The following is a 23,642-nucleotide window of genomic DNA, read 5'->3' as shown; positions in this document are numbered from 1 at the left end:
CAGAGTACAGCAGACAGAGCACCGCAGAGGTAAAGCCATGAAACAGGTTGATTTTTTGAATATTACTGTACGTTTAAAAGTGGCTTTCCTCGCGACGGGTTTCATGATGGTAGCTGAAGTGTGGGCAACACCTCATATTGGGCAAACGGGTTTGGCTCAACGACAAGCACCTGCTCAATACCATCAGTCTTCGAATCAATTTGCACATCCGTCAAATCAATATTCGCGCTACGGCTATACCACGTATAAAGGTTATGCTGATGCGTATGGTACGCCGTTACCACAACAATATTATCCAATACGGCCTTATGGTAATCAGCGCCCATCTCGCCCGCCTCACGGATACCCACATGGTTATGCAAATAATAATTATCCAAACAATCATTATCCAAACCATGGCTATCCACAAAATCGTCCTGATCCAGTCTATCCACAGCAAAATGGTGTGACGATTATTTACAACCATTCGTTTCCAACACAAACGGAATATCGAACTGAAAGCCATGGTTTTGTAAATGGGAATGGTACGATTGAAAGTTCAAGTTATACCTTAATCTCGGATTGGCAGCGCTACAATTTGCCTGCACCCAATATAGGGATGCATTGGATTTTCCAAAATGGACGTTATTTGCAAGTGCCAAATCATCGCTAATGGAGAACGCATTATTCCTTTTTAACGCTTTGGCTCAAATTGGTGTATTTGGACGATATTCAAAATATTCATGTTCCCTTGGGTATCATGACGAATTACCGATGATAGTTGATTAATTCAACCTCAATCGTTGATTTTTAATGATGCATTAAGAGCAGTGAAAATTCACTTATGCCAATTCATCATCTTCAGGACGAGGGGTTTGACCTTCTGGAAGTGGTTTCTCAGAATGTTTATCACGGATGACAGATGGGAAAGTCCAAGATGCGTAACGAACCACCAATATTGCAACAGCCATGATTAGAATAGACCCTGTAATAATGACCAAATCCATATCGGCTTTATGGTCATGTTGAATGTCTGAAATTAATAGACGAGTCAGGGCTGTGATTGCAATATAAATCAAGAAACGCACCGGCATGTGATTGGTTTTGAAATAAATACCAACCATTGCACCCAATTCCAAATAGATGAATAACAATAAAATATCATCAATAGTGGCGTATTGTTTGACGGTTAAGATATCCAAAACGGTATGCCCTGCTGACCAGATCACCATACAGCCGATAATGAAGAGTGCAACATAGTGGAAACTTTCTACAGCGATATTTCCAAAGCGATCGAGGAGGGACTCTAATTTTTCAAATCGGAGCTCTTTGTTCATTTTTATATTTTCCTATATTGGTCAATTTGCTAATTTTATAGCATGCAAATTTCATGCGCATGACTACAAAAAGATACTTAAATGAATGAAAAATTTAATTTTTTGTATTTTTTTTATGCAAAACTGATGTACTGTATTTAGAGTCATTTAACGACGAAGGGAAAATTATGTTAGATAAAATTCAAACAAAAATTGACACACTTCAACAAGGCAAAAAGCTCATTCTTGGTTCTGGGATTCAGGCCGATGAGATGAAAAAAATCATTGCTTTATGTGAGTCTCTGGAATCTTCAGGGCAGATCAAAATCGTGAAATTAAATAAAGATGCACCAAGCCTTATTGTGCAAAAGCAATAGCGGTAGTAAAGTTAAAAAAGCGCCTGAATTCAGGCGCTTTTTGATTTAGATGGATATTGAAGAAATCAGCAATTCAAGACTGATTCGTGAATTAAGACTGATTCGTGAAGTACTCTGCACTGAAATTCATCACCGTTTCAGAGCTTGCTTTAATACGAGCTAAACGCGTATTCAATTCTGGCAAGATGCGCTGAATGAAATAAGCAGCCAAAGACACTTTGTTTTGATAGAACTCGCCTTGTTTTTCATTTGCAGCTGTTGCGATTTTAGCAAACATATAAGAGAAGCTGAGTAAGCCGACTGCATGTAGATAATCTACAGCTGCCGCATTTGCATAATCGCCATTCTCACGTGCACGCTCTAATACTGTTTGCGTGATCGATTCAAGTTCAGTCGCAGCATCCAATGTGGCATCTTTAATGAAATTCAGTTCAGCGCTCATTTCATTGGCAAAATCACGAATTTCCGCAATGTATTCTGCAATGAATTCACCATTACATTTAATGGTTTTACGACCGATCAAATCTTGAGATTGAACGCCGTTGGTGCCTTCATAAATTTGAGAAATACGTAGATCGCGGATACATTGTTCCATACCCCATTCACGGATATAGCCATGACCACCAAAGACCATTTGTGCATCAAGCGTTGCATTAAATGCGGTATCGGTTAAATAGGCTTTCGCGATTGGAGTCAATAGGGCAACACGATTATTGGCTTTGGCTACAGCTTCAGGATCTGTTGAAAACTTAGTAATGTCTAACTGCTGACCCACATATACGGCAAATGCACGAGAGGCTTCATTATTTGCACGAACATTTAACAACATGCGGCGGACATCACCATGGACAAGAATGCTGTCAGCTGGTTTCTCAGGCGATTGAATACCTGTTGCGCTACGACCTTGTAAACGATCTGTCGCATATTGTGCAGCATTTTGATAAGCGTATTCAGATGCACCTAAGCCTTGGATTCCCATCGATAAACGCTCGTAGTTCATCATGACGAACATCGCGGCTAAGCCTTCATTTTCCTTACCAACTAGGTAGCCTTTTGCAGCATCAAAGTTCATGACACACGTTGCAGAAGCTTTAATCCCCATTTTGTGTTCGATTGAACCTGGACCAGCGGTATTGCGTTCACCCAAAGAGCCATCTGGATTGACAATGAATTTAGGAACGATGAACAAAGAGATACCACGTGAGCCTGCAGGTGCATCAGGAGTTTTCGCGAGCACTAAGTGAATGATGTTTTCAGCAAGATCGTGATCACCACCCGTGATGAAGATTTTAGTACCCGTGATGTTATAAGTACCATCAGCATTTGGCTCAGCTTTGGTCTTAATAATGCCTAAGTCAGTACCTGCATGTGGTTCTGTTAAGCACATGGTACCTGACCATTCACCTGAATAAATTTTCGGTAAATAGGTTTCTTTTTGTTCTTGAGATGCATAGCTGTTTAAAGCCATACCAGCACCGACAGAAAGCAATGGATAGAGCATGAAGGATGGGTTGGTTGCAAATAACATTTCATCTGCAAGCACAGTCAGCATTTTTGGCATGGCTTGACCGCCCCATTCTTCATCGGCACCTAAACCAATCCAACCGCCTTCTGCATATTGTTGGAATGCTTGTTTAAAGCCAGCAGGCGTAGTGACGGCACCATTGCTATAGGTTGCACCTTCTTCATCGCCAGTACGGTTCAGTGGAAGCGTCACGTTTTGAGCAAACTTTGCCATTTCTTCTAGAATGGCTTCTGCTGTTGCAGCATCGACGTGTGCAAGATTTTCATTCGATTGCCAAAATTGTTCAGCTTTAAATACATCATTTAAGATGAATTTCATGTCAGCAAGAGGCGCATTATAGATTGGCATTTTTGATCACCTTTTTTTGTTTAATCTGTTTTGAATATTTAGAGTCTACCGAAGCATAGCAAGTCTTGTTAGACGACTAAAGGTTAAGATTTTGAATTTATTCTTGATCAACTTAAATTGATAAGCATCATTTAAGCGAGACAACGATCTTGGAAAGATCATAAAGAAAAAGGACTGCCAAATCATTGACCGTCCTTTTTCTTCTTATTCATTTTGACATATGATTTTAGAATGCAAAATGTTCTGCATCTAAGCTCATCAACGGCTCTAAGCCACCGCTGATCACATCTACATGTGAACGAACACGTGGTAAAATTTTCTTGAAGTAAAATTGTGCAGTTTTCACTTTTGCATTGTAGAAATCAACTTCAGTTGTACCTTCAGCAAGTTTTTGCTGAGCCACAATTGCCATACGCGCCCATTGGTAAGCAAGCGTTACATAACCAGAGAAGTAGAGGTAATCTACTGCAGCAGCACCTACTTCATCAGGATTTTGCATTGCGCGCATACCGATTTGCATCGTTAAGTCGCCCCATTCTTTGTTCAATGCAGCCAATGGTTCAACGAATTCTTTCATTGCTGCATTGTCTTTGTTTGCTTCATTGAATTTGTGAATGATTTTAGTGAAATCTTTTAGCATCGCACCTTGAGTTTGTAGGACTTTACGACCTAACAAATCCAGTGCTTGAATTTCAGTTGTCCCTTCGTATAAGCAAGCAATACGTGTATCACGTACAATTTGCTCCATACCATGTTCTGAAATAAAGCCGTGTCCACCGAAGACTTGCACGCCATGTTTCGCAGCTTCAGAACCTGCTTCGGTTAAGAATGCTTTTGCGATTGGTGTAAGCAATGACAAGATGTTGTCAGCGAATTTACGCTCTTCTTCAGTCGCAGCTTGTTCAACGATGTCTGCATAATGCGCTAGATCATAAACTAGGGCACGACCGCCTTCAGCAAATGCTTTTTGCGTTAAAAGCATATTACGAACAGCAGGGTGGACGATAATTGGATCAGCCTCTTTTTCTGGTGCTTTAGGGCCAGAAAGTGAACGCATTGCTAAACGATCTTTTGCATAAGCCAAAGCACCTTGGAAAGATGATTCAGAAGCAGAAAGACCTTGAACAGCAGTACCAATACGTGCGGTGTTCATAAAGGTAAACATGGCATTTAGACCACGGTTTTCAGGTCCAATCAGGTAACCTGTAGCACGATCAAAGTTAATCACACAGGTCGCATTACCGTGAATCCCCATTTTGTGTTCAATCGAACCACAACGAACCGCGTTACGCTCGCCAACTTCACCGTCAGCAGTCAGGTTGAATTTTGGTACGATAAACAGTGAAATACCTTTGGTACCTTTTGGAGCGCCTGGAAGACGCGCAAGAACGATGTGGATAATGTTATCCGCCATATCATGCTCACCCGCAGAGATGAAAATTTTCTCACCAGAAATTGCGAAGCTACCATCAGCATTCGGTTCAGCTTTAGTACGGATAATCCCAAGGTCGGAACCTGCATGAGATTCTGTCAAACACATGGTGCCTGTCCACTCGCCTGAAACAAGCTTAGTTAAATAAGTTTCTTTTTGCTCATCCGTACCGTGATGTTCAATCGTACGTACTGCACCGTGCGAAAGACCAGGGTACATACCCCAAGCCCAGTTTGAAGAACCGATCATTTCAGAAATGATGATACCTAAAGAATTTGGTAAACCTTGACCACCATATTGTTCTTCGGCAGCAAGTGAAGGGAAGCCAAGCTCTACATATTTTTTATATGCATCTTTAAAACCAGTTGGAGTCGTGACTACGCCATCTTTCCAAGTACAACCTTCACGGTCGCCGACTTGGTTCAATGGAGATAATTCGTTTTCACAAAAATCGGCAGCAGCTTCTAAGTATTGATCAACCAACTCGCGGCTTACGTTTTCTTGAAATGCAGGAAGGGCTGCATAGTGCTGTTCAGCATTTAATAATTCATGCAAAACGAATTGCATATCACGTAATGGCGCTTTGTATTGTGGCATAGCTTGTTCCTCAATACTGGTTAAACCAGATTTATAATCTTAATAAAAAAGTAGTGTCATCACCGACACCTTTTGTTCTACTACATCGTGCAATATCTTATGGCGCTGTACAAGATTTAAAGATTGTTTCTACGTGACTGTAAAGTCAAAGAAAAAATCAAAAAAAATGCTAAGTGCTTTGAGTATATAGCTTTTTATATCATATAAAGTGAAACAAATTGTCAGATACGTAAAAAAATATGTCCATAAAAAAAGACACCGCAGTGTCTTTTTATAACTTATTCAAATTATGCAGTTTTTATCGCTTGAGCCTTCTGAGGCATTTTAGGTTGGAAGCGTACATGGCACTGACCATTCATTGTCTTTTCACCCATTTTAACTTGAACGGCTTTACCATGCGTTTGACCAACACAAGCTTGTGCAATGGCTTGTTGCTGTGCTTGGCGCTTTGCTAAACGGTGTGCATATTGTTGAGTAAGTTCCGCACGTTTAGCATCAGTAAGCGGTTCACCACGCTTAAATTCGCCTTTAGCCATAGGACCTTTAACATCACCACGCATTGGACGATGTTCATCACGCATACCGCGGAAGTCACCACGTGCTTGTTTAGCGTCTTTACGATCTACTTTGAATTGGATGACACAGGTACCATCTATCGTTTTTTCACCCACTTTGACTTGTACAGTTTGACCTGCATTTTTGCCTTCGCAAGCTTTCTGTGCTTGTTCAAAGAATGCTTTGCGTTCAGCCATACGCGCTTGATGCTTCTCACGCATTTCAGGTGACATGCGATTTTCATGATGTTTTTTAAATTGTTTAGTGTCTTGAGGTGCTGTCGCAGTTGTTGTTTGGCATGCGGTTAATATGCCCATGCTCAATAGGCTCGCTGAAACGAGTACAACTTTGTTCATTGCTTTCATTATGATTATCCCCTTGGGTGCAAGTGTTGATTCATTGGATAAAGAATAAGTAATAATGATGAAGAAACAATGAAGAGTTTTTTGAGTGACTGTTCTATACAATACTGAAATGCGAAGAAAAATGAGAGATCCAATTTGAATATACGCCGAGTTCCAATCGCACTGCGCTTATTCCTGACCGTATTATTAACGACGTTGTTAATTACTACCGTGAGTCTAGGTGTATTGCATTGGACCATGCAGAAAAACTTTACCAAATACGTGGCAGATGTTGAGATGCAAAAACTCGACTATCTGATTGATAATTTGGCTGGCGTTTATGGCGTATATCAAGATTGGGGGAATGCAGTTCAAGCGCAAATTTTGCAAATTGAAGGTGAGGCTGCTGCCGATGATTATGACCGACTGTCACGTTGGTGGTTACGCCGTCAATATGATATTGCATTGCAACAGCGCTATTTTAAAGAACATACATTGATGCGTGAACTCGATTCACAACGTCCACAAAGCATGAACTCAGATGACCTTAAGGTTTTAGAAGACAATTTACCTTCGCAATATCAACCTTTTGAAGGCTTAAAGTTCCCACTGAGTTCGAATCAAAATCAGTTTAGATCGTCAGAGCAAAATAAAAATAACAACACGGTGAATTCAAGTATACGGACTTCAGAACAACAGCACGGTAAGAAGCTTTTTATTTCGATGGCAGATCATTTGGGGTTAAGTTCACGTTTGTCTTTATATGATGCTAAACAACAATTTATATTGGGTGAGCCTTCAGAAAACCCAGTGTCCTATCGTCCAATTATGGTGGATGGTACTACTGTGGGCTATTTAGGATTAAGACCTGTTTTGGATCAAGATGATGCACTCAGCATTAATTTCTTTAGTAATCAGAAACGCTATTTATTTCTGATTTATATCCTGACCTTAATCACCAGCTTGGTTGCTGCATTATTATTAGCGACTTATTTTAGAAAGCCAATTCGACGACTTTTGGATGCGACGCGTGAACTGACCAAAGGCAATTATCAGCATCAGATGAAAGTGAATCGCAATGATGAATTAGGTGATTTATCAAATGAAATCAATCAACTAGCCGTTATTCTTGAACGGCATGAAAATTCACGTCGTCAATGGGTTGCAGATACATCGCATGAGTTGAAAACGCCCTTGGCTGTGTTGCAAGCGCAAATTGAAGCGATGCAAGATGGGATTCGCAAGCCCACACCTGAACATTTTGCTTCAATGCTCGCTCAGGTATCAAGCTTGAAAAAACTCACACAGGATTTGGCAGATTTGGCTCAGGCAGAAGCACAACAGCTCAAATTCTATTTTACTGAAGTTGATCCTTGGTCAGTCATCTTACAAGAAGTTGAAAACTTTAAACCGAAGTTTGAACAAGCCAATTTGAATATTTCAATCCAGGGTCAAGGTACAGATTTACAATTAGATGTAGATCGTTTTAAACAAATTATAGTTAATTTGCTGAGTAATAGTATTCGTTATACTGAAGCGGGTGGCGAGGTTCAGATTCATACGCTAGAAGATGAAAATTCATGGTCAGTGATTGTAGACGATAGTCCTTTAGGGATGACTGACGAGCAATTGAATCATTTAGGTGAAAGATTCTATCGAGTGGATGATTCACGTACGAGAAGTACAGGTGGTACAGGGCTTGGACTAGCTTTATCGGGTAAAATTGCGCAAGGCTTAAGCGGTAAATTAAGTTTTGATCATTCACCATTGGGTGGTTTGCGATGCAAATTGACCTTTCCAAAACAAACCAAAGCATAAAGGGAAAAGATATGAAGCATGTAATGCTGGTTGAAGATGAAGTTGAACTTGCACAATTGGTGCGAGATTATCTAGAAGCGGCTGGCTTTGAAGTCAGCATGTTTCATGATGGTCAAGAAGCTTATGAGAGTTTCCAGCAACGTAAACCAAGTTTGATGATTTTGGATCTAATGGTTCCTCGTATGGATGGTCTCACGATTTGCCGTAAAGTTCGAGAACAGTCAGATTTACCGATTATTATGGTGACTGCACGTACTGAGGAAATTGATCGTATACTTGGTTTGAACATGGGTGCAGATGACTATTTGTGTAAACCTTTTAGTCCTAAAGAGTTGGTCGCACGTGTTCAAGCTGTTTTACGCCGTTTAGATCGTAAGGCTGAACCTGAAGATAATAATTTATTCCGCATGGACAAAGGTCAACAACGTGTTTGGTATCAACAAAAGTCGTTAAATTTGACACCAACAGAGTTTCGTCTTTTAGAGCTGTTTTTAGAACATGTCGGTCAAGTGTATTCACGTGCTCAATTGCTGGATCATATTAATCCTGACAGTTTTGAAGTTGCGGACCGTGTGATTGATAGTCACATTAAAAATTTACGCCGTAAGATTTCAGATGCTGCTGAAACAGGAAACCGCCATGAGTGGGTTCAGGCGGTGTATGGTGTAGGGTATCGCTTTGAGTATCCAGAAGATTGATTGAACTGAATTGAAAGCGGGTCGAAGACGATCCGCTTTTTGTTTTGATTCATTGTATCGTTCACCTGTTCATGCTGTATACCAAGCTCAATCAATCAGTTAGTTTAGTTATATTAATGCATAATTATAATAAGTATTTGTTTTATAATGATAAGATGAGTATTGGGTGATCTAAAATGGAAATAGACCATATCTTTATATGCACGGAATATGGTGCACCTGAAGCTGAAATTCTGAAGAAATTTGGTTTAAGAGAGGGTTCTTCAAATAGACATTTGGGACAAGGGACGAGAAATCGTAGATTCTTTTTTAGAAACTTTTTCATAGAATTACTTTGTGTAGAAAACTTAGAAGAAGTCAAAAATAAAATCACAGCACCGACGAGGCTTTATGAAAGACTAAGACCTAAGAATAAGGATGTTTCACCTTTTGGAATTTGTTTTAGACCAGAAATTCCCATGGAGAGCTCGCCCAAATTTACGAGTTGGCATTATAAGCCTGCGTACTTACCTTCTGATTTATTCATAGAAATTGCTAAAAATACGATGCTGTCTGAACCTATGTGGTTTTTTATTGCTTTTGGTTCAAGACCAGACAGTAATTCCTACACAAATAGAGAGCCTTTAAGGCATACGAAAAAGGTATCTGAAGTTACAGCTATTCAGGTGACAGTACCAAATTTAGAGAAAAACTTTACCCTATTTGAGCACCAAGAAATTAGTAGACTTAAGGTTGTTGATGGAGAGGAACATCTTATGGAAATTATCTTTGATAATGCAAAACAAGGATGTGCTTATGACTTTAGACCGACGCTACCTCTTATTTTCATATATTAATTCAAAAATTTAGTAAGTACTTAAACATTCTAAAACAACAATAGGTTGAAGTTAGCTTTAAAGATTTTAATATGACCAACTGCATTATCAAAATCTATCCATCAGGAACCGAGATAGAATAATAATGATATTTTACTTAACGATTTAATAAAGCATTTAATTTATTTTTTATATTTTCTGCGATGCTTAAGTCAAATCCATCCACAAGAAACCGACTAATCGAACCTTCTATGAGTGTGTAAATCAGCTCAGACATGTCTTCTTGATCAGCGATCTTACAATGCTTTGCGATGAGATCTTTAATCCATTGTTTATGCTGTTGAGCAATTTGAATCAAATTTTCTTCAGTCGAATTGGATTCAGCAACAGCTCGCACAAATAGACAACCTTTGAAATCATCCTGTCTAAACCATTCAATATGCCACTCAAATATTTTATTCAGTGCATCAATACCTCCTGCCATTCCAATATAGTCAAATAAGCTTTGCTTGAATTTTTCATCTCGAGCTTTCAGCACAGATTCGACCAGCTGATTCTTATTTTTGTAATAAGCATACAGGGTAGTCTTAGAACAGCCTGATTCATCTCGAATTAAATCGACGCCCACAGCTCCGAAGCTCTGTTCATTAAATAGTTCTTCTGCGGTATTCAATATCTTTATAGCTGATTTAGACATTAAACAACTCCTGAATAGTACAGATCTGTACTATTTTTGATTTTATCGTTATGATGATTGAAAAACAATAGCGTCAAAAGGTCTTTTCATGTTTTCGATTTTAGAAGGTAAAGAAAAATTAGCCGCTTTTCCTACAGCGAGTGAAGTGTTGAGAAGTCTGCTCGGTGGCAGCCTGAGCATTTTTATGCTGTTAAGTTTAGGACATTGGACAGGTCACTTATACATCATGGCACCTTTTGGCGCGACTTGTGTATTACTCTATGCAGTATCACAATCACCTTTGGCTCAACCTAGAAATATCATTTTTGGACATTTTATTTCAGCTTTAGTTGGCTTAATTTTTGTGCATTTCTTTACGATCTCTCATCTGTCAATCGCGTTGTCGGTAGGCTGTGCTATTGCTTTGATGCAGATGTTAAAGTGCGTTCATCCACCTGCGGGTGCAAATCCGCTCGTCATTTTACTCACAGCAAAGCAAATGACCTATGACTGGAGTTTTCTCATTTTCCCTGTGCTTTTAGGTTCGATTGCTCTGGTGCTGATCGCCTATGTTATGAATAATTTCAACTCAGAAAAGAAATGGCCCTTGTATGGTTTAGGGCTGAAAAAAACGAAATAAACATTACGATCTCATTTGCTTAAGTAGAGGCAATCCATGTCCTTTAGGCAGATTTTAAGCACGATCAGTTTAACTACTTTTTAGAATCTCAATGCGTTGTCGATCCGCTTTGTTTAATCCTGAAACCACCAAATCATATGAACTTTGAATCAATTCCTTGATCAGATCACGCTCTATGGTTTGATCCTCATAGATGGAAATCCAATGCCTTTTATTCATATGGTATCCAGTACGGATAAAAGGATAAATGTCGCGAAGCATTTCGCCATGCGTTGGATCAACTTTGAGGTTAATGATTGCAATCTCATTCAATGTAAATGTCATGAGATAAATTTTATTCATCACTTTATAGACATCACATTCAGGCATGAAAGGCTGAGAACATTCGGATGCCGTCAGTTGATTGGCATATGTCGAGGCAATGTGATGTAAATCAAGCGTCATAAAATTCTTAATCTAAGGAAATATCTGAATTGGTGTGCCGTTATCGACCAATAACCAGATTTCATCCATATCAGTATTTTTAACGGCAACACAACCCCAAGTCCAGTCACTACGTGGAAAATAATCCATGAGAGAGGGCAGTTTATTCACCTGTGAGGTGGTTGCAGAACCATGAATCATGATGTCACCACCAGGTGAAACACCTAGAGCTGCTGCCTTGGCTTTATCCTTTTCATTGGGATAAGAGATATGCAGAGACTTATAAAATGCACTTAGCGGATTTCGCCAATCAATAAAATAGCGTCCCTCAGGGGTTTTGCCATCACCTTCTTGAACCTTATGTCCTGTCGGTGCAAAACCTAAACGCATATGATAGGTCTTAATCACTTGATCATTATGCTTCAATTCTAAAATACGACGCGCCTTGTAAACATGAACTTCATTGATGGGTGTATTCGAACGGATTTGATCAATGCTGTTCTGATCTAAAGGTTTAGCATGAATGACATCGGTACTTGGCAGATATTGATTATATTTTGCATAAGCAACATAACCACCAATGAAAATGGCAATCAGCGCCCCGATCAAAATAACGGATTTGGTTAAAGTCATGAGTTTTATAATTCTAAGTGGTATTTATAAGTATTCAGTTGTTCTGATTTAAAATTATTCTAATTTAAAACAGTGTTCAGAAAGATTCGTTAATCCCAACACCATTTATACTCAATTTAAGGTCTTTAATCAAAAACTGATCTGTGGATAAAGTGTACGATATCCACAGAATAAAAATCATATGCTGATTAAAATGTGTATTTTGCTTATGAAGAGCAACTCACCATCACATCGGGCACATCCGCTGGAAGGGGTGCTAGATCGTCAGCTTTTTCAAGTTCTGGCTGATGAGTGAAAGGTTGCTTCAGCAAGTTAAATAAGCGCTCTACTTCTGAGAAGTCATTGCCTTCAGCCAGCTCAATGGCTTTTTGCATCATATGATTACGCAAAATGTAGCGTGGATTTACGGTCTGCATGATTGCATCAAGTTCTTCAATATTTTGACCATCTCGAATCATTTCATATTGAGTCAAAAATGCTTTAAATTGACGTCGATCCAAACAATCATCTTGAATGGCTTCATAGTCTTTTTGTTGTAAGCGAATAAAGCTCTGGGTGTAATCCAGTTGCTCAGTCTGTAGGATTCTCAGGAATGCCATGGCACAATCAAAACTGTCTTTATGGAAGCTAGGTAGTCCCATTTTTTGACTTAAGCCCATTTTATAATGTTCTAAGAATGTCGGTTCATAATGTTCTAAACATTGAGCCAATTGCTCTTTCCATTCTTCCTTTGACATACCTTGAGGACATAAAGGCACTAAGTTATTCAGCCATTGCCATAAGTTCCAATGTCCAATACTCGGTTGTTGTTGGTAGGTATAACGACCATGGTGATCCGAATGGTTGTTAATCCAATTCGGGCGGAAGCGTTCCATAAAACCGTAAGGACCAAAGTCTAAAGTAGAACCTGTGATATTTAAGTTATCGGTATTCATCACACCGTGAGCAAATCCGACCAGTTGCCATTTGGCAATCATGACAGCTGTATTTTGAATGACTTTTGTTGCAAAACTCAGGAGAGGGGGTTCACTGTCTAAACATTCTGGATAATGCCATTCGATACACTTTTGCGTGAAATCTGGTAATAAATCGGATTGATATTGATTAATCCACTCAAAATGTCCTAAGCGAATGTGGCAATCTGAGGTACGCAACATCATCGCGCCACGCTCTAATTTTTCACGTTGTACCCCTTGATCTGATGAGGTAAATCCAACGGCATTACTCGAAGCGACACCCAGTGCATTGAGCGCATGACCCGCTAAGTATTCACGAATCACAGAGCGTAACACCGCACGACCATCGCCCATACGAGAGTAGGGAGTTGATCCTGCACCTTTTAAATGAAGATCAATGGTTTGGTTATTTTGATCTAAAATTTGCGCGATGAGGAGTCCACGACCATCACCGAGTTGCCCCGCCCATTGTCCAAATTGATGACCCGCATAGACCATCGCCAATGGGGTGAATTCAGCAAAGGTTTTTTGCCCGCTACAAATTTTAACCCATTGTTGCTTATCTTCAGTAGACCATTGCAATTGATCAGCCAAATCTGCATTGAAATGACCTGCTTTAGCACCTTTCAATGGAATGGGCTGTTGCTGATGATAAAGTCTATTTGACAGCGTTGGGTAACGTGAATTGAATTGCATAAACGTAAACAATCATAGGGAGGCTGATTTCACTATAGCAAATTCAATTTTGCTTTTCAGTGATTCATGTAAACTAATCAACAATGAATAGTTTTGCACCATTTATCGTAGATGATCGATGAGGCTCAGCATGATCAGACACTTGATAACTCATCCCTGGAAGTAAGTTAAATGAACCACCATCTTTGAGTTCAGTGAGTAGTTCACCTTCTAAGCAAAATAAAATATGACCTTTTCTGCACCAATGATCGGCCAAATAACCTGCCGAATATTCAACAATCCTGACTCTAATATTATTAAATTGCTGTGTTTTCCAAAGGGCATAACCTTGTTCGCCCAAATGTTTTACTTCTTCTAGATCAGACCATTGAGTCGTACAGAAAGGAATATTGTCGATGAGCATGGTTTTACCTTATTGTTATAGATGAAGAGTAAAGTGAGGCAAAAATAAAAAAAAGCTCCGAAGAGCTTTATTTTTCAGATATTGAATCATCTTCAATTAATGAGAAACTGAAGATTTCTTCAAGTTGCGCATTAATAATTTTAATGTTTGGCGATGATGTGAAAGACGTTGTTCAACCAATTGGAAATCTACTTTAAGTTTATTGTCCATTTGGTGAATCTTTTCAGCAACGGAAGCTTTCTTCGCTTGAATTTCTTGCTCTTTTAACTTCGCCCAATCATTTAAGGTTTGAGAGAAAGCATCATATTCTTGAGCAAAACGAGCTTTAACAGTGCTAATGTCATCATTCATATTTAAGCCGTATACAGCCAAATCTTGTTCTGCATATTTAAACTTCATGGCCAATTCGGCTTTTTTAATATTGAAGCTTGGAATACGACGTAAATTCTTTGCAAGACCAAGTTTAGAACATGTCCAAATCAGCCATTTCGTAGGATCGTACTGCCACCATTTCACCCCATTACGGTAATCGTACTGAAAAATATGGTGATAGTTGTGATAACCCTCGCCCCATGTAGCAATCGCAAGAACGAAGTTGTCACGCGCTGTATTTTCATCTGTATAAGGACGTTTGCCCCACATATGACAGAGCGAGTTAATAAAGAATGTCACATGGTGGCTCAAGATTAGACGAAGTAAACCGCCCAATAACATTACACCCCACATATCACCCACTAACCAACCCACAGAGGTCAAGATGACAGCATGCACTACAATGACTAAAGGAATGTAGTATTTGTCTTGGAACATCACAACCTTGTCAGCGAGAAGGTCGGGAGCATTCTTATAATTTGATTCAGCCGCAGGATAATTGCGAAGCATCCACCCAATGTGCGCGTACCAAAATCCATTATTAATTGAATATGGATCTTTTTCGACATCATCAACATGACGATGATGCGTACGGTGACCAGAAGCCCAGAACAAAATACTGTTTTGAACCGCAAATGTACCCATAATCATTAAGATGATTTTTAAAGGTAATGTTGCTTCATAAGCACGATGTGCCCATAAACGGTGATAGCCAGCAGTAATACCGAGGCTACTAAAACCAAGAAGTACAATTAAACTAATCCACGCACCGGCGCTAAAATCGTGATGGTACGCATACAAAGGAATAGCAATGATTGCGACAATCGGTAAAAACACCAATGCAAAAACTGCGATCCAGTTAATTGGGGCTTTGGGTAGGGGAGCATTCATCTCCAACAGCACTCCTAGAACCTTAGAAGGTATAAATGAAACCTTAATCCATGTAAAAACTAGGGATTAAGACTTCATGATATTAGCACGAGCAAACAAATGTTCACTAGCATTATTGTACAGTTGTATTGTACTAAACAGTAACATAATAAAACATTGGCTAAATTCCTTAAGATGGAACTGATTTTGTCGTGAGCCATTGTAAAAAGTGAGTTAACGATTCTTTGAAAATAGTTGCTGATGAAGCACATCAAATAAAGTTGTAAGATTTAATGTTAAATTAAAAATTTCAATACATTACAGGTATTGCATCATCATTTTGGGGTAGTCGGTGATCAGTCCTTGAATCCCTAAATCACGTAAATGTTTTGCTCGATCAAGTTGATTGACGGTCCAGACACTGACATTTAGATTTGCAGATCGTGTTGCATGAATGATCTCATCTGTTGCAAGTTGATTCATCCAACCGATTTGGCAACATTCAAGTTCAAGTGCTTGATCAATGGCTTGATATTGAATGTCAGTTTCAATGAGCAAACCACGTTTAAATTGAGAGCGCTGATTTTTTAAAGCTTGATGGATTTTGGGGTCAAAGCTGGTAATCACCGCAGAGTGTTCAAAGCCTTTGAGTTGCTGTTCTAGGCTCAGTGTGATTTTCTCAGCATCTGCTTGAGATTTAACGGCTTTCACTTCAACTTCGATATGTTCAAAGTTTTGGATCAGAGTCAGGGTCTGACCCAGCAGAGGCGTGCCTTCGATATTGTTCCAATCTGACCACGTCACAGCATGGTTGTACGCATGGAGATCTGCACGGCTACATTCATATACATGTTTTTGCTGACCTGAAGTGCGTACAAAATCATCATCATGCATGATAATCAAAGCATCGTCTTTGAGTTGACGAACATCAAACTCAACGGCGCGAATCCCTAATTTTTGAATATATTGAAATCCACCGAGGGTATTTTCAGGTGCTTCCCCACGCGCACCACGATGACCAATAATTTGCATACAACACCCCGATTTGACAGGGTGATCATAGCGCTGATTTATGAAGGAAATATGATGGTTTTAGATTATATTTTTAATCAATAAGGATCGTTATAACGACAAAGTCGATCATCTATGAATAAATTTTCTCAAAGCTTAAATCGTATCGTTAATATTCTTCTGCCAGAGCACTTCAGAACCACCTTCAGCACGTTGTAAAGTCCGCGAGGCAACAAATAACCAATCCGATAAACGGTTTAAAAGTTGAAGTGATGTGGCTTGAATATTTTGATCTCGAGCATGAACAGTCATTAAGCTACGTTCTGCACGGCGACAGACTGAACGTGCTTGATGCGCATAGCTACATGCTAAAGAACCCGCAGGTAATATAAAGTCTTTAAGCATCGGTAAAGCTTCGTTCATTTGATCAATTTCATTTTCGAGAAATTCAACTGAAATAGGCAAGACCATGTTGTAGTTAGGAATACAAACTTCACCGCCTAAATCAAATAACCAGTGTTGAATCAGGCTGAGTGATTTGTCCCATTTGGCTTTATCTTCAATAGAACTCACAGCAATTTGTGAACGTAAAATCCCGATGCAAGAATTCAGCTCGTCCACATCACCGAGTGCATGGATACGAAGATCATCTTTAGGCACACGTGAACCATCGCCTAGACCTGTTGTGCCTGAGTCGCCTGTACGGGTATAAATTTTACTTAAACGGTGTCCCATGATTTGTCCTTATCATTCGTTCAATTTAAAAAGCTAATGTGATTCACATTAGCTTGTAAATGTTAAAACTAGTATTTAAATGTCACGCCTGTTGAAGCAAGTCGACCACCATTGACGTAATAAACTCCGTCAAAGCTACCATCGTACGCAGCCTTGTATTTCACATCGCCTACGTTTTGGATGTTACTAAACAGCTTAATATTCGGGTTGATGTTCCAATAACCGTGTAGATCTACCGTGGCATAGCCTGAAGTGGTTTCACTGGTTGACCAGTCTTTCGCTTTCGATTTAGCAATTAATGATGTACTTAAGCCATAGCTTTCATTTTGTAAGCCTATTGTAAATGTCAATGTTTGGCGAGGGCGACGAAGTAAGTCAGTGTCCTTGATCTCGTTGGTCGCTTTAATATAGTGGTAGCCAGCTTGTAAGAAGTAATCATCTATTTGCCATTTTGCCAAAGCTTCAGCCCCTTGCATGCGCGCTTTAGAAATATTATCCAATCCCCAAGGTGCAGTGTCGGCATAATCAATCAAGTGGTCGATATCGGTATGATAAAGTGACGCACCATATTTGAATTGATCATTCAGTTGGTGATCAAAGCCGATTTCATAGGACTGACTTTCTTCAGGCTTTAAATTTGGATTAGCAGATGAGCCATAGTATAAGTCATTTACAGTGGGGGCTTTGAAGGCTGTGCCTACATTGGCGTAAACACTAAAGTTGGGTTGGAACTGATAACGTAAACCCATTTGACCGACTGTGTGTGAACCAAATTTTTCATTATCTTCAACACGAATCCCGAGCTGAGTATTTACACGGTCAGACTCATATTGATGTTGTAGATAATATCCTGTGGTATCTAAATCTTGATGAAATGAACCCGTTGTTTTTTGGGTATCAGTTTCTAGAGTCTTGTGGGTGGCACCTACGGTTAAATGTTGTTGAGCATTCAGTTGTTGCTTCAACATTAGTTCATATTCATCAGCAGTATAGGTGGTATTTTCAAAGCTCTTTAGCTGTTCTAGTTTGTCTTTGAAACGTGATATGCGCGCATCAGCGCGTAAGCTGTTATTCAACTGCGCGTAAGCTTTAAGATTGGTCACCGTATTTTTGAAGTCATGAGATTTCATTTCGTAGTCTGAAGTGACCCAACTAAAGGCTTCATATATCGAGTTGCCTTGGTTTTCATTGTGATCAAGGCTTAGACCATAATTTTCTTTTTCAATGCCGAATTTTGCTGAAAATCCTTTTTGATCATAAGCAGATTCTGTCGCGGTTTTAAGATCAGTAATAGGTGTGCCATCACTTTCTAAACGTTGCCCACGGATTTGCAGATAAGCATCATTATCAACAAGGTCAGCGCCAATCAGTGCTTTATAGGTGTTATTTTCACCGATTTCACCCGTTAAAAAAGCACCTGATTTTTCAGGCGTCTTGGTGATCACTTGAACAACACCACCAATGGCATTCGTTCCATATAGAACAGAGGCAGGACCTTTTAACACTTCAATTTGCTTGAGATCAGTCGTGTCTAAAAAACTGAGAGAAGCCAAACCACTCGCATCATTATTGAGTCTTACGCCGTCTCTAAGTACTAAAGTATGGTCTGAATCCGTTCCGCGCATAAAAATAGAGGTTTGTTGTCCAAATCCGCCCAGTTGCACCACATTTAATGCAGCTTCAGAGCGAAGTAAATCTGCAAGTTGAGCAATTGGAGACTGTTCAATGATTTTTTGATCAATAATAGAAATACGTGCAGGAATATTTTCAATCGCTTGTTCAGAACGAGTAGCTGTAACAACCAATGTGTTGAGCTTAGTTTGAGCAACTTTTTGTTCTGCGAAGGAAGAAGTAGAAATTCCCATCGCAATCGCGATAGCACCCACAAGTGTTGTCGGTTTAAAAAGAGAAAACATGTTTTCGCTCCATACATTCACCCCACGTGAATGATTGAGTTAAAGAACACAACAAGCAGGTATCCGGACTTAAATGTGGTATTAGTTTTCAGCAATTGAACCCTAAATACTTACATTTCCACCTTCCCACATTTTTCAATGCAGTGGCGTAAACTCTCAGAATTGAGTGAGAAATTTAAAGAGAAATGTTTTTCATTTTACCGTTGCGGGGGCAGTGTTGGATTTTCACCAATTTCCCTAAAGCGAAGCTTAGACTTGTTGCAAGATGCGGGCAGTATAATGATTGTATGCCTTATAAACAATGAACATGAAGAATAATCAGGATGAACTTTACTCAAGTTAAAAAAATTGCTTTACAATGCTATGGCTAAGTATTTATGACGCCACATAAATCACATTAATATTGAGTTAGGTCAGAGTGATCAAATATGCGAACTCGTGCCAAAATCTGTGGAATCACACGTATTCAAGATGTACAGTCGGTTGTTCAAGCAGGCGCGGATGCGATTGGCTTTGTGTTCTTTCCGCCAAGCCCTCGAAACGTGACTATCGCACAAGCAAAAACGCTTTCCAAACATGCCCCTGCTTATGTTCAATTGGTCGGACTGTTTGTCAATGCATCATTGGAGCACATTCAAGCGACATTAGCAGAAGTCCCTTTGGATATTTTACAGTTTCATGGCGACGAATCTGCTGAAGAATGTCAGCGAATTGCAAAAGCAACAGGGCGTCGTTGGTACAAAGCCATTCAAGTGAAACCTGATTTAAATATTGTTGAGGCAGTTGAGCAATATCAACAAGCGGGCGCAAGTGCTATGCTTTTGGATGCTTGGCACCCGGAACTGAAAGGTGGGACAGGTCATTCATTTGACTGGTCGCAGTTCCCCAAAATGGATATTCCCCTTATTTTGGCAGGAGGATTAAACCCTGACAATATTGAAGACGCTATTAACACAACACAGGCTTTTGCTGTGGATGTGAGCGGAGGCGTAGAGTCCGCAAAAGGTATAAAAGACCAACAACTCATTGAAAAATTTATGCAAGGAGTCCATCGTGGATCAGCAAAATCAAAGTCATAACAGTCAAGTTGACTATACCCAATTCCCAGATCAAAACGGGCATTTCGGTATTCATGGCGGACGTTTTGTGTCAGAGACTCTTATGGCGGCTTTAGAGGATTTAGAAAAACTCTATTTTCGCATGAAAGATGACAAACAGTTTCTGGCAGAATTCGACCGTGACTTGGCTTACTATGTAGGTCGTCCAAGTCCTTTATATCATGCTGAACGATGGTCAAAAGAACTCGGTGGTGCTCAAATTTACTTAAAGCGTGAAGATCTCAATCATACGGGTTCACATAAAGTGAATAACACGATTGGTCAGGCACTTTTGGCGAAACTTTCAGGTAAAAAACGTATTATTGCAGAAACGGGTGCAGGTCAGCACGGCGTTGCGACTGCAACCATTGCAGCGCGTCTCGGTCTTGAATGCGTTGTATTCATGGGCGCAGAAGACGTGAAACGTCAAGCGATGAACGTATATCGTATGCGCTTACTGGGTGCAACCGTTGTACCTGTTGAAAGTGGCTCAAAAACTTTAAAAGATGCCATGAACGAAGCCATGCGAGACTGGGTGACCAATGTTGATTCGACCTACTATGTCATTGGTACTGTTGCAGGTCCACATCCGTATCCGCAATTGGTACGTGATTTCCAATCGATTATTGGACGTGAAGCGCGTAAACAAATCCAAGAGCAAGCAGGGCGTTTACCTGATGCACTCGTTGCATGTGTCGGTGGTGGTTCTAATGCAATGGGATTGTTCTATCCGTTCTTGAATGACCAAGACGTTAAAATGTATGGTGTTGAAGCCGCTGGTCATGGTATCGAAAGTGGTAAACATTCAGCACCACTCAATGCAGGTCATGTCGGTGTGCTTCATGGTAACCGTACATATTTGATGTCTGATGCCCAAGGTCAAATCATTGAAACACATTCAATTTCAGCAGGTTTGGATTATCCAGGTGTTGGACCTGAGCATAGTTTCTTAAAAGACATGAACCGTGTTGAATATGTGCCAATCAATGACAACGAAGCACTTCAAGGCTTCCGTGATTTGACCCATATCGAAGGAATTATTCCTGCGCTTGAAAGTTCACATGCAATGGCGTATGTAACCAAACTTGCGCCAACGATGTCTAAAGATCAGATCATTATTGCGACAGTTTCAGGTCGTGGTGATAAAGACTTAATGACCGTTGCACGTATTGATGGCGTGGAAATGGTTGATATGTAAATCTAAGCTTAGATTTAGAGTCGTCTTTTAAAAGCTCCATTCGTGGAGCTTTTTTATGGGCTAAATCATACACACAAAAACCATATAGAAAGAACAACAGACTATCGGGACAATACCCCACATTTAGAACAGATTAAATTGATAAGAATGACGTTTACCCATTTGGTTCGTGCAGAACAATTTCCAAATCGAATTCATTGGCAATACAGAGATACTTTTGCCGTATGCATTATTCCACTGATTTTATTGAATGGATATTTCTTAGAGCAGATTTTTGGTCACTCCGTGAATGTAGCAATCGGAGATACAGTATTCAGAGGGATATTGTTTATCATCGTTTGTACGCTGTATAAAACGATGTTGGTTGAGCATTGGCAAAAATATAAACAGGCATTTTGGCGCTCCAGCTTATTGGTGGTTATCGGTGGAATAATGCTTCAAGTCGTCATTTCTCTGACACGAAGTTTTCTACCGACTGCAACATCAGTAGAGAGTGGCCATCAATTTGATTCGAGTCAGATCGCTTTTATTAGTCTAATCATGATCAGTTTCGGGCCATTATTTACTGCACTTTTAGAAGATATTATTTTTCGTTATACCTTACTACAAAAATTATTTGTCAAACCGTGGCTCTGGCGTGTGGTTTTAGTCTTGATGAACTCGATTTTGTTTGGGTTGATTCACTATCATAATTTTGATGGAAATTTGGTCGCTACAGTCAGTTTTATGGCAGCAGGGCTTTTTTTGAATATCATTTACCTGTGGACACGTAATATTTGGCATGTGCTCCTCATTCACTTTGTCAATAATGCCGTATTATCGTTAGGGGCTTTGATCCTTTTGGAAATTTTACAAAAGGTTAATGCTGTCTAATATTGAAAGCTCATTGGAGAGAAATATTATGCCTAGTTTGTTCATTGTCATGCTCGGTGGGCGTCATGCACGTGCCAATACAGAAGTTCATGATGTAGTTTTAGCAGTGGGTGATACTTTGGAAGACATTTACCCGCAGTTAAAAAATGCATGGTTTGGTGAGCAAAAGGGTTTACATATTGATGCATGGGCACAAATCAAAGGCGTAGAGTTTGAGGGGCAGAAGTATCAATTACAATTTACTGATGCTCAGCCGAATCAAGCATCACAAAAATTATATTTGATTAATTTGGGTGGTTATGATGCTAAAGAATTTGGAGAGCTACACCGCTATGTACTAGTGCTTGCTCAAAATGCCATGGTGGCAAAACAGAAAGGAAAAGCATATTTCGCTCAACATTGGCAAAAACAGCATACTGATCGCGTGCTCGATATCGATGATTGTATTGCCATTGATCATGTACATGGACGTTATGTGCAATTGGTCGAAGGTGAGTTTGAAGCTAACTATTGGGAAAATACTTATTTGGGTATTTAAAATTGATATTCGTAAGTGCATTAAATTTAAAAGCGCTACTGATTAGAGAAATATAATGACTATTGATTTCAAAATTCTGTGTATACCTGAACTTCAGCTAGACCAATTATCTAAAAACCAAATTATCAATCTCCTTCGAATAAGCTTTCCTGATGAAAATTTTGATAACAAACATTATTTTAAACAATTACCCCATATAAGGATTTTATTGAAAAGTGATAAGGAGTTGATTGGGCAACTGGGCTTGGATTATCGCGTTATGACTTTAAATGAGCAGCCGATCTATGTTTTAGGTCTTATTGATCTGGCGATTCAGCCGCATTATCGTGGACAAGGTTATGCAAGAGCAGTCATAATGTATTTAGAGAAATGGCTGCTAACTTTTAATCAAAATGTGGATTTTATTCTATTGTCTACAGAACAATATGCACTCTATGAAAAGTTTGGTTTTTTGCTTACTTCTCAAACAGTCACTTGGTTAACGGTAGATCAACATAAACAATTCGGACTCAAGACTGAATGGATTGATGACTGTTTAATGGTTAAGTCAGTTGGAGAGAAAAAATGGAATCATGGGGGAAAATTAGACTTGCTTGGCTATTGGTACTAATTGATCTTTTATAATATAAACAGATATCTACTTATTTATAATTTATAACAGCTAAATTCTGATAATAAACATTATGCTTTCTAAGCCTTATCAATAAAACAGTTATTAAATATGTAAAAAACGCATTTTCTTGATAGATCAATTAAGGCTATTCTGTTCGCCTTTATAATAGAAATTACTAGCCGTACGCC

At 39.4% G+C, this 23,642-nt stretch carries 24 protein-coding genes and 1 riboswitch; of the genes, 11 read left to right on the top strand and 13 right to left on the bottom strand.

The window, feature by feature from the left end:
* The first annotated feature begins 37 nt into the window (after positions 1-37).
* Positions 38-652, top strand: a complete 615-nt coding sequence (locus tag AC5YCE_RS01980; RefSeq protein WP_496170768.1) for an RcnB family protein — start codon at positions 38-40, stop codon at positions 650-652.
* 169 nt (positions 653-821) lie between these two features.
* On the opposite strand, the gene AC5YCE_RS01975 is transcribed toward AC5YCE_RS01980, so the two are convergent.
* Positions 822-1,316, bottom strand: a complete 495-nt coding sequence (locus AC5YCE_RS01975) for a phosphate-starvation-inducible protein PsiE (protein ID WP_496170766.1) — start codon at positions 1,314-1,316, stop codon at positions 822-824.
* A gap of 167 nt (positions 1,317-1,483) precedes the next feature.
* Here AC5YCE_RS01975 and AC5YCE_RS01970 point away from each other — a divergent pair, with 167 nt between their 5' ends.
* Positions 1,484-1,672: a hypothetical protein gene (locus AC5YCE_RS01970; protein ID WP_496124354.1), complete on the top strand. Its 189-nt coding sequence runs from the start codon at positions 1,484-1,486 to the stop codon at positions 1,670-1,672.
* 91 nt (positions 1,673-1,763) lie between these two features.
* On the opposite strand, the gene AC5YCE_RS01965 is transcribed toward AC5YCE_RS01970, so the two are convergent.
* The 3 genes from AC5YCE_RS01965 to AC5YCE_RS01955 all read right to left on the bottom strand — a co-directional run bounded on the left by AC5YCE_RS01965 (position 1,764) and on the right by AC5YCE_RS01955 (position 6,494).
* Entirely contained in the window at positions 1,764-3,545 is a 1,782-nt protein-coding gene (locus AC5YCE_RS01965; RefSeq protein ID WP_496170764.1) for an acyl-CoA dehydrogenase C-terminal domain-containing protein, read from the bottom strand.
* 226 nt (positions 3,546-3,771) lie between these two features.
* A complete protein-coding gene (locus AC5YCE_RS01960; RefSeq protein WP_496170762.1) occupies positions 3,772-5,574 on the bottom strand; it encodes an acyl-CoA dehydrogenase C-terminal domain-containing protein in 1,803 nt (600 codons plus the stop codon).
* Between the two features lie 287 nt (positions 5,575-5,861).
* The gene (locus AC5YCE_RS01955) at positions 5,862-6,494 is read right to left on the bottom strand and encodes a hypothetical protein (protein ID WP_496124357.1); all 633 of its coding nucleotides are present in this window, start codon (positions 6,492-6,494) and stop codon (positions 5,862-5,864) included.
* A gap of 135 nt (positions 6,495-6,629) precedes the next feature.
* Between AC5YCE_RS01955 and baeS the strand changes: the two genes are divergently transcribed.
* The 3 genes from baeS to AC5YCE_RS01940 all read left to right on the top strand — a co-directional run bounded on the left by baeS (position 6,630) and on the right by AC5YCE_RS01940 (position 9,825).
* Positions 6,630-8,291: a sensor histidine kinase efflux regulator BaeS gene (gene baeS, locus AC5YCE_RS01950; RefSeq protein WP_496124358.1), complete on the top strand. Its 1,662-nt coding sequence runs from the start codon at positions 6,630-6,632 to the stop codon at positions 8,289-8,291.
* A gap of 11 nt (positions 8,292-8,302) precedes the next feature.
* Positions 8,303-8,989, top strand: a complete 687-nt coding sequence (locus AC5YCE_RS01945) for a response regulator (protein ID WP_496124359.1) — start codon at positions 8,303-8,305, stop codon at positions 8,987-8,989.
* A 176-nt stretch (positions 8,990-9,165) separates the two neighbouring features.
* A complete protein-coding gene (locus tag AC5YCE_RS01940; RefSeq protein ID WP_496170760.1) occupies positions 9,166-9,825 on the top strand; it encodes a VOC family protein in 660 nt (219 codons plus the stop codon).
* Positions 9,826-9,961: 136 nt separating this feature from the next.
* Here the strand turns inward: AC5YCE_RS01940 and AC5YCE_RS01935 are convergent, their stop codons facing one another.
* Positions 9,962-10,501, bottom strand: coding sequence for a TetR/AcrR family transcriptional regulator (locus AC5YCE_RS01935; RefSeq protein WP_496170758.1), 540 nt, complete (start codon positions 10,499-10,501; stop codon positions 9,962-9,964).
* Between the two features lie 88 nt (positions 10,502-10,589).
* Between AC5YCE_RS01935 and AC5YCE_RS01930 the strand changes: the two genes are divergently transcribed.
* On the top strand, positions 10,590-11,120 hold the full coding sequence (locus AC5YCE_RS01930) for an HPP family protein (RefSeq protein WP_496170756.1): 531 nt from the start codon (positions 10,590-10,592) through the stop codon (positions 11,118-11,120).
* Positions 11,121-11,189: 69 nt separating this feature from the next.
* Here the strand turns inward: AC5YCE_RS01930 and AC5YCE_RS01925 are convergent, their stop codons facing one another.
* The 8 genes from AC5YCE_RS01925 to AC5YCE_RS01890 all read right to left on the bottom strand — a co-directional run bounded on the left by AC5YCE_RS01925 (position 11,190) and on the right by AC5YCE_RS01890 (position 19,135).
* Entirely contained in the window at positions 11,190-11,564 is a 375-nt protein-coding gene (locus tag AC5YCE_RS01925; RefSeq protein ID WP_496170754.1) for an MmcQ/YjbR family DNA-binding protein, read from the bottom strand.
* 12 nt (positions 11,565-11,576) lie between these two features.
* On the bottom strand, positions 11,577-12,176 hold the full coding sequence (locus AC5YCE_RS01920) for a L,D-transpeptidase family protein (RefSeq protein ID WP_496170752.1): 600 nt from the start codon (positions 12,174-12,176) through the stop codon (positions 11,577-11,579).
* A 206-nt stretch (positions 12,177-12,382) separates the two neighbouring features.
* A complete protein-coding gene (locus AC5YCE_RS01915) occupies positions 12,383-13,828 on the bottom strand; it encodes a protein adenylyltransferase SelO (RefSeq protein ID WP_496170750.1) in 1,446 nt (481 codons plus the stop codon).
* A 73-nt stretch (positions 13,829-13,901) separates the two neighbouring features.
* The gene (locus AC5YCE_RS01910; RefSeq protein ID WP_496124366.1) at positions 13,902-14,231 is read right to left on the bottom strand and encodes a DHCW motif cupin fold protein; all 330 of its coding nucleotides are present in this window, start codon (positions 14,229-14,231) and stop codon (positions 13,902-13,904) included.
* Between the two features lie 96 nt (positions 14,232-14,327).
* On the bottom strand, positions 14,328-15,494 hold the full coding sequence (locus AC5YCE_RS01905) for an acyl-CoA desaturase (RefSeq protein ID WP_496124367.1): 1,167 nt from the start codon (positions 15,492-15,494) through the stop codon (positions 14,328-14,330).
* A gap of 297 nt (positions 15,495-15,791) precedes the next feature.
* Positions 15,792-16,505 (bottom strand): glycerophosphodiester phosphodiesterase, encoded by a 714-nt coding sequence (locus AC5YCE_RS01900; RefSeq protein ID WP_496170748.1) that lies wholly within the window; start codon positions 16,503-16,505, stop codon positions 15,792-15,794.
* Positions 16,506-16,640: 135 nt separating this feature from the next.
* Entirely contained in the window at positions 16,641-17,219 is a 579-nt protein-coding gene (locus AC5YCE_RS01895; protein WP_496124369.1) for a cob(I)yrinic acid a,c-diamide adenosyltransferase, read from the bottom strand.
* 68 nt (positions 17,220-17,287) lie between these two features.
* Positions 17,288-19,135: a TonB-dependent receptor plug domain-containing protein gene (locus tag AC5YCE_RS01890; protein ID WP_496170746.1), complete on the bottom strand. Its 1,848-nt coding sequence runs from the start codon at positions 19,133-19,135 to the stop codon at positions 17,288-17,290.
* Positions 19,136-19,172: 37 nt separating this feature from the next.
* A riboswitch (cobalamin riboswitch) is annotated at positions 19,173-19,409 on the bottom strand.
* Positions 19,410-19,563: 154 nt separating this feature from the next.
* Between AC5YCE_RS01890 and AC5YCE_RS01885 the strand changes: the two genes are divergently transcribed.
* From AC5YCE_RS01885 to AC5YCE_RS01865, 5 genes are all read left to right on the top strand, one after another.
* Complete coding sequence (locus AC5YCE_RS01885) at positions 19,564-20,214, top strand: phosphoribosylanthranilate isomerase (protein ID WP_496124371.1); 651 nt, start codon at positions 19,564-19,566, stop codon at positions 20,212-20,214.
* Positions 20,189-21,430: a tryptophan synthase subunit beta gene (gene trpB / locus AC5YCE_RS01880; protein WP_496170744.1), complete on the top strand. Its 1,242-nt coding sequence runs from the start codon at positions 20,189-20,191 to the stop codon at positions 21,428-21,430. The genes AC5YCE_RS01885 and trpB overlap by 26 nt, the downstream gene beginning before the upstream one ends.
* Before the next feature lie 147 nt (positions 21,431-21,577).
* Positions 21,578-22,303 (top strand): CPBP family intramembrane glutamic endopeptidase, encoded by a 726-nt coding sequence (locus tag AC5YCE_RS01875; RefSeq protein ID WP_496170742.1) that lies wholly within the window; start codon positions 21,578-21,580, stop codon positions 22,301-22,303.
* Between the two features lie 28 nt (positions 22,304-22,331).
* A complete protein-coding gene (locus AC5YCE_RS01870; RefSeq protein ID WP_496124374.1) occupies positions 22,332-22,841 on the top strand; it encodes a DUF1543 domain-containing protein in 510 nt (169 codons plus the stop codon).
* A gap of 55 nt (positions 22,842-22,896) precedes the next feature.
* Positions 22,897-23,451 (top strand): GNAT family N-acetyltransferase, encoded by a 555-nt coding sequence (locus AC5YCE_RS01865; protein ID WP_496170740.1) that lies wholly within the window; start codon positions 22,897-22,899, stop codon positions 23,449-23,451.
* Positions 23,452-23,642: the final 191 nt, after the last annotated feature.

This window comes from Acinetobacter sp. CY79, from assembly GCF_059515845.1.
The sequence above is the reverse complement of the archived record's forward strand: the minus strand, read 5'-3'. Positions and strand labels throughout refer to the sequence as shown.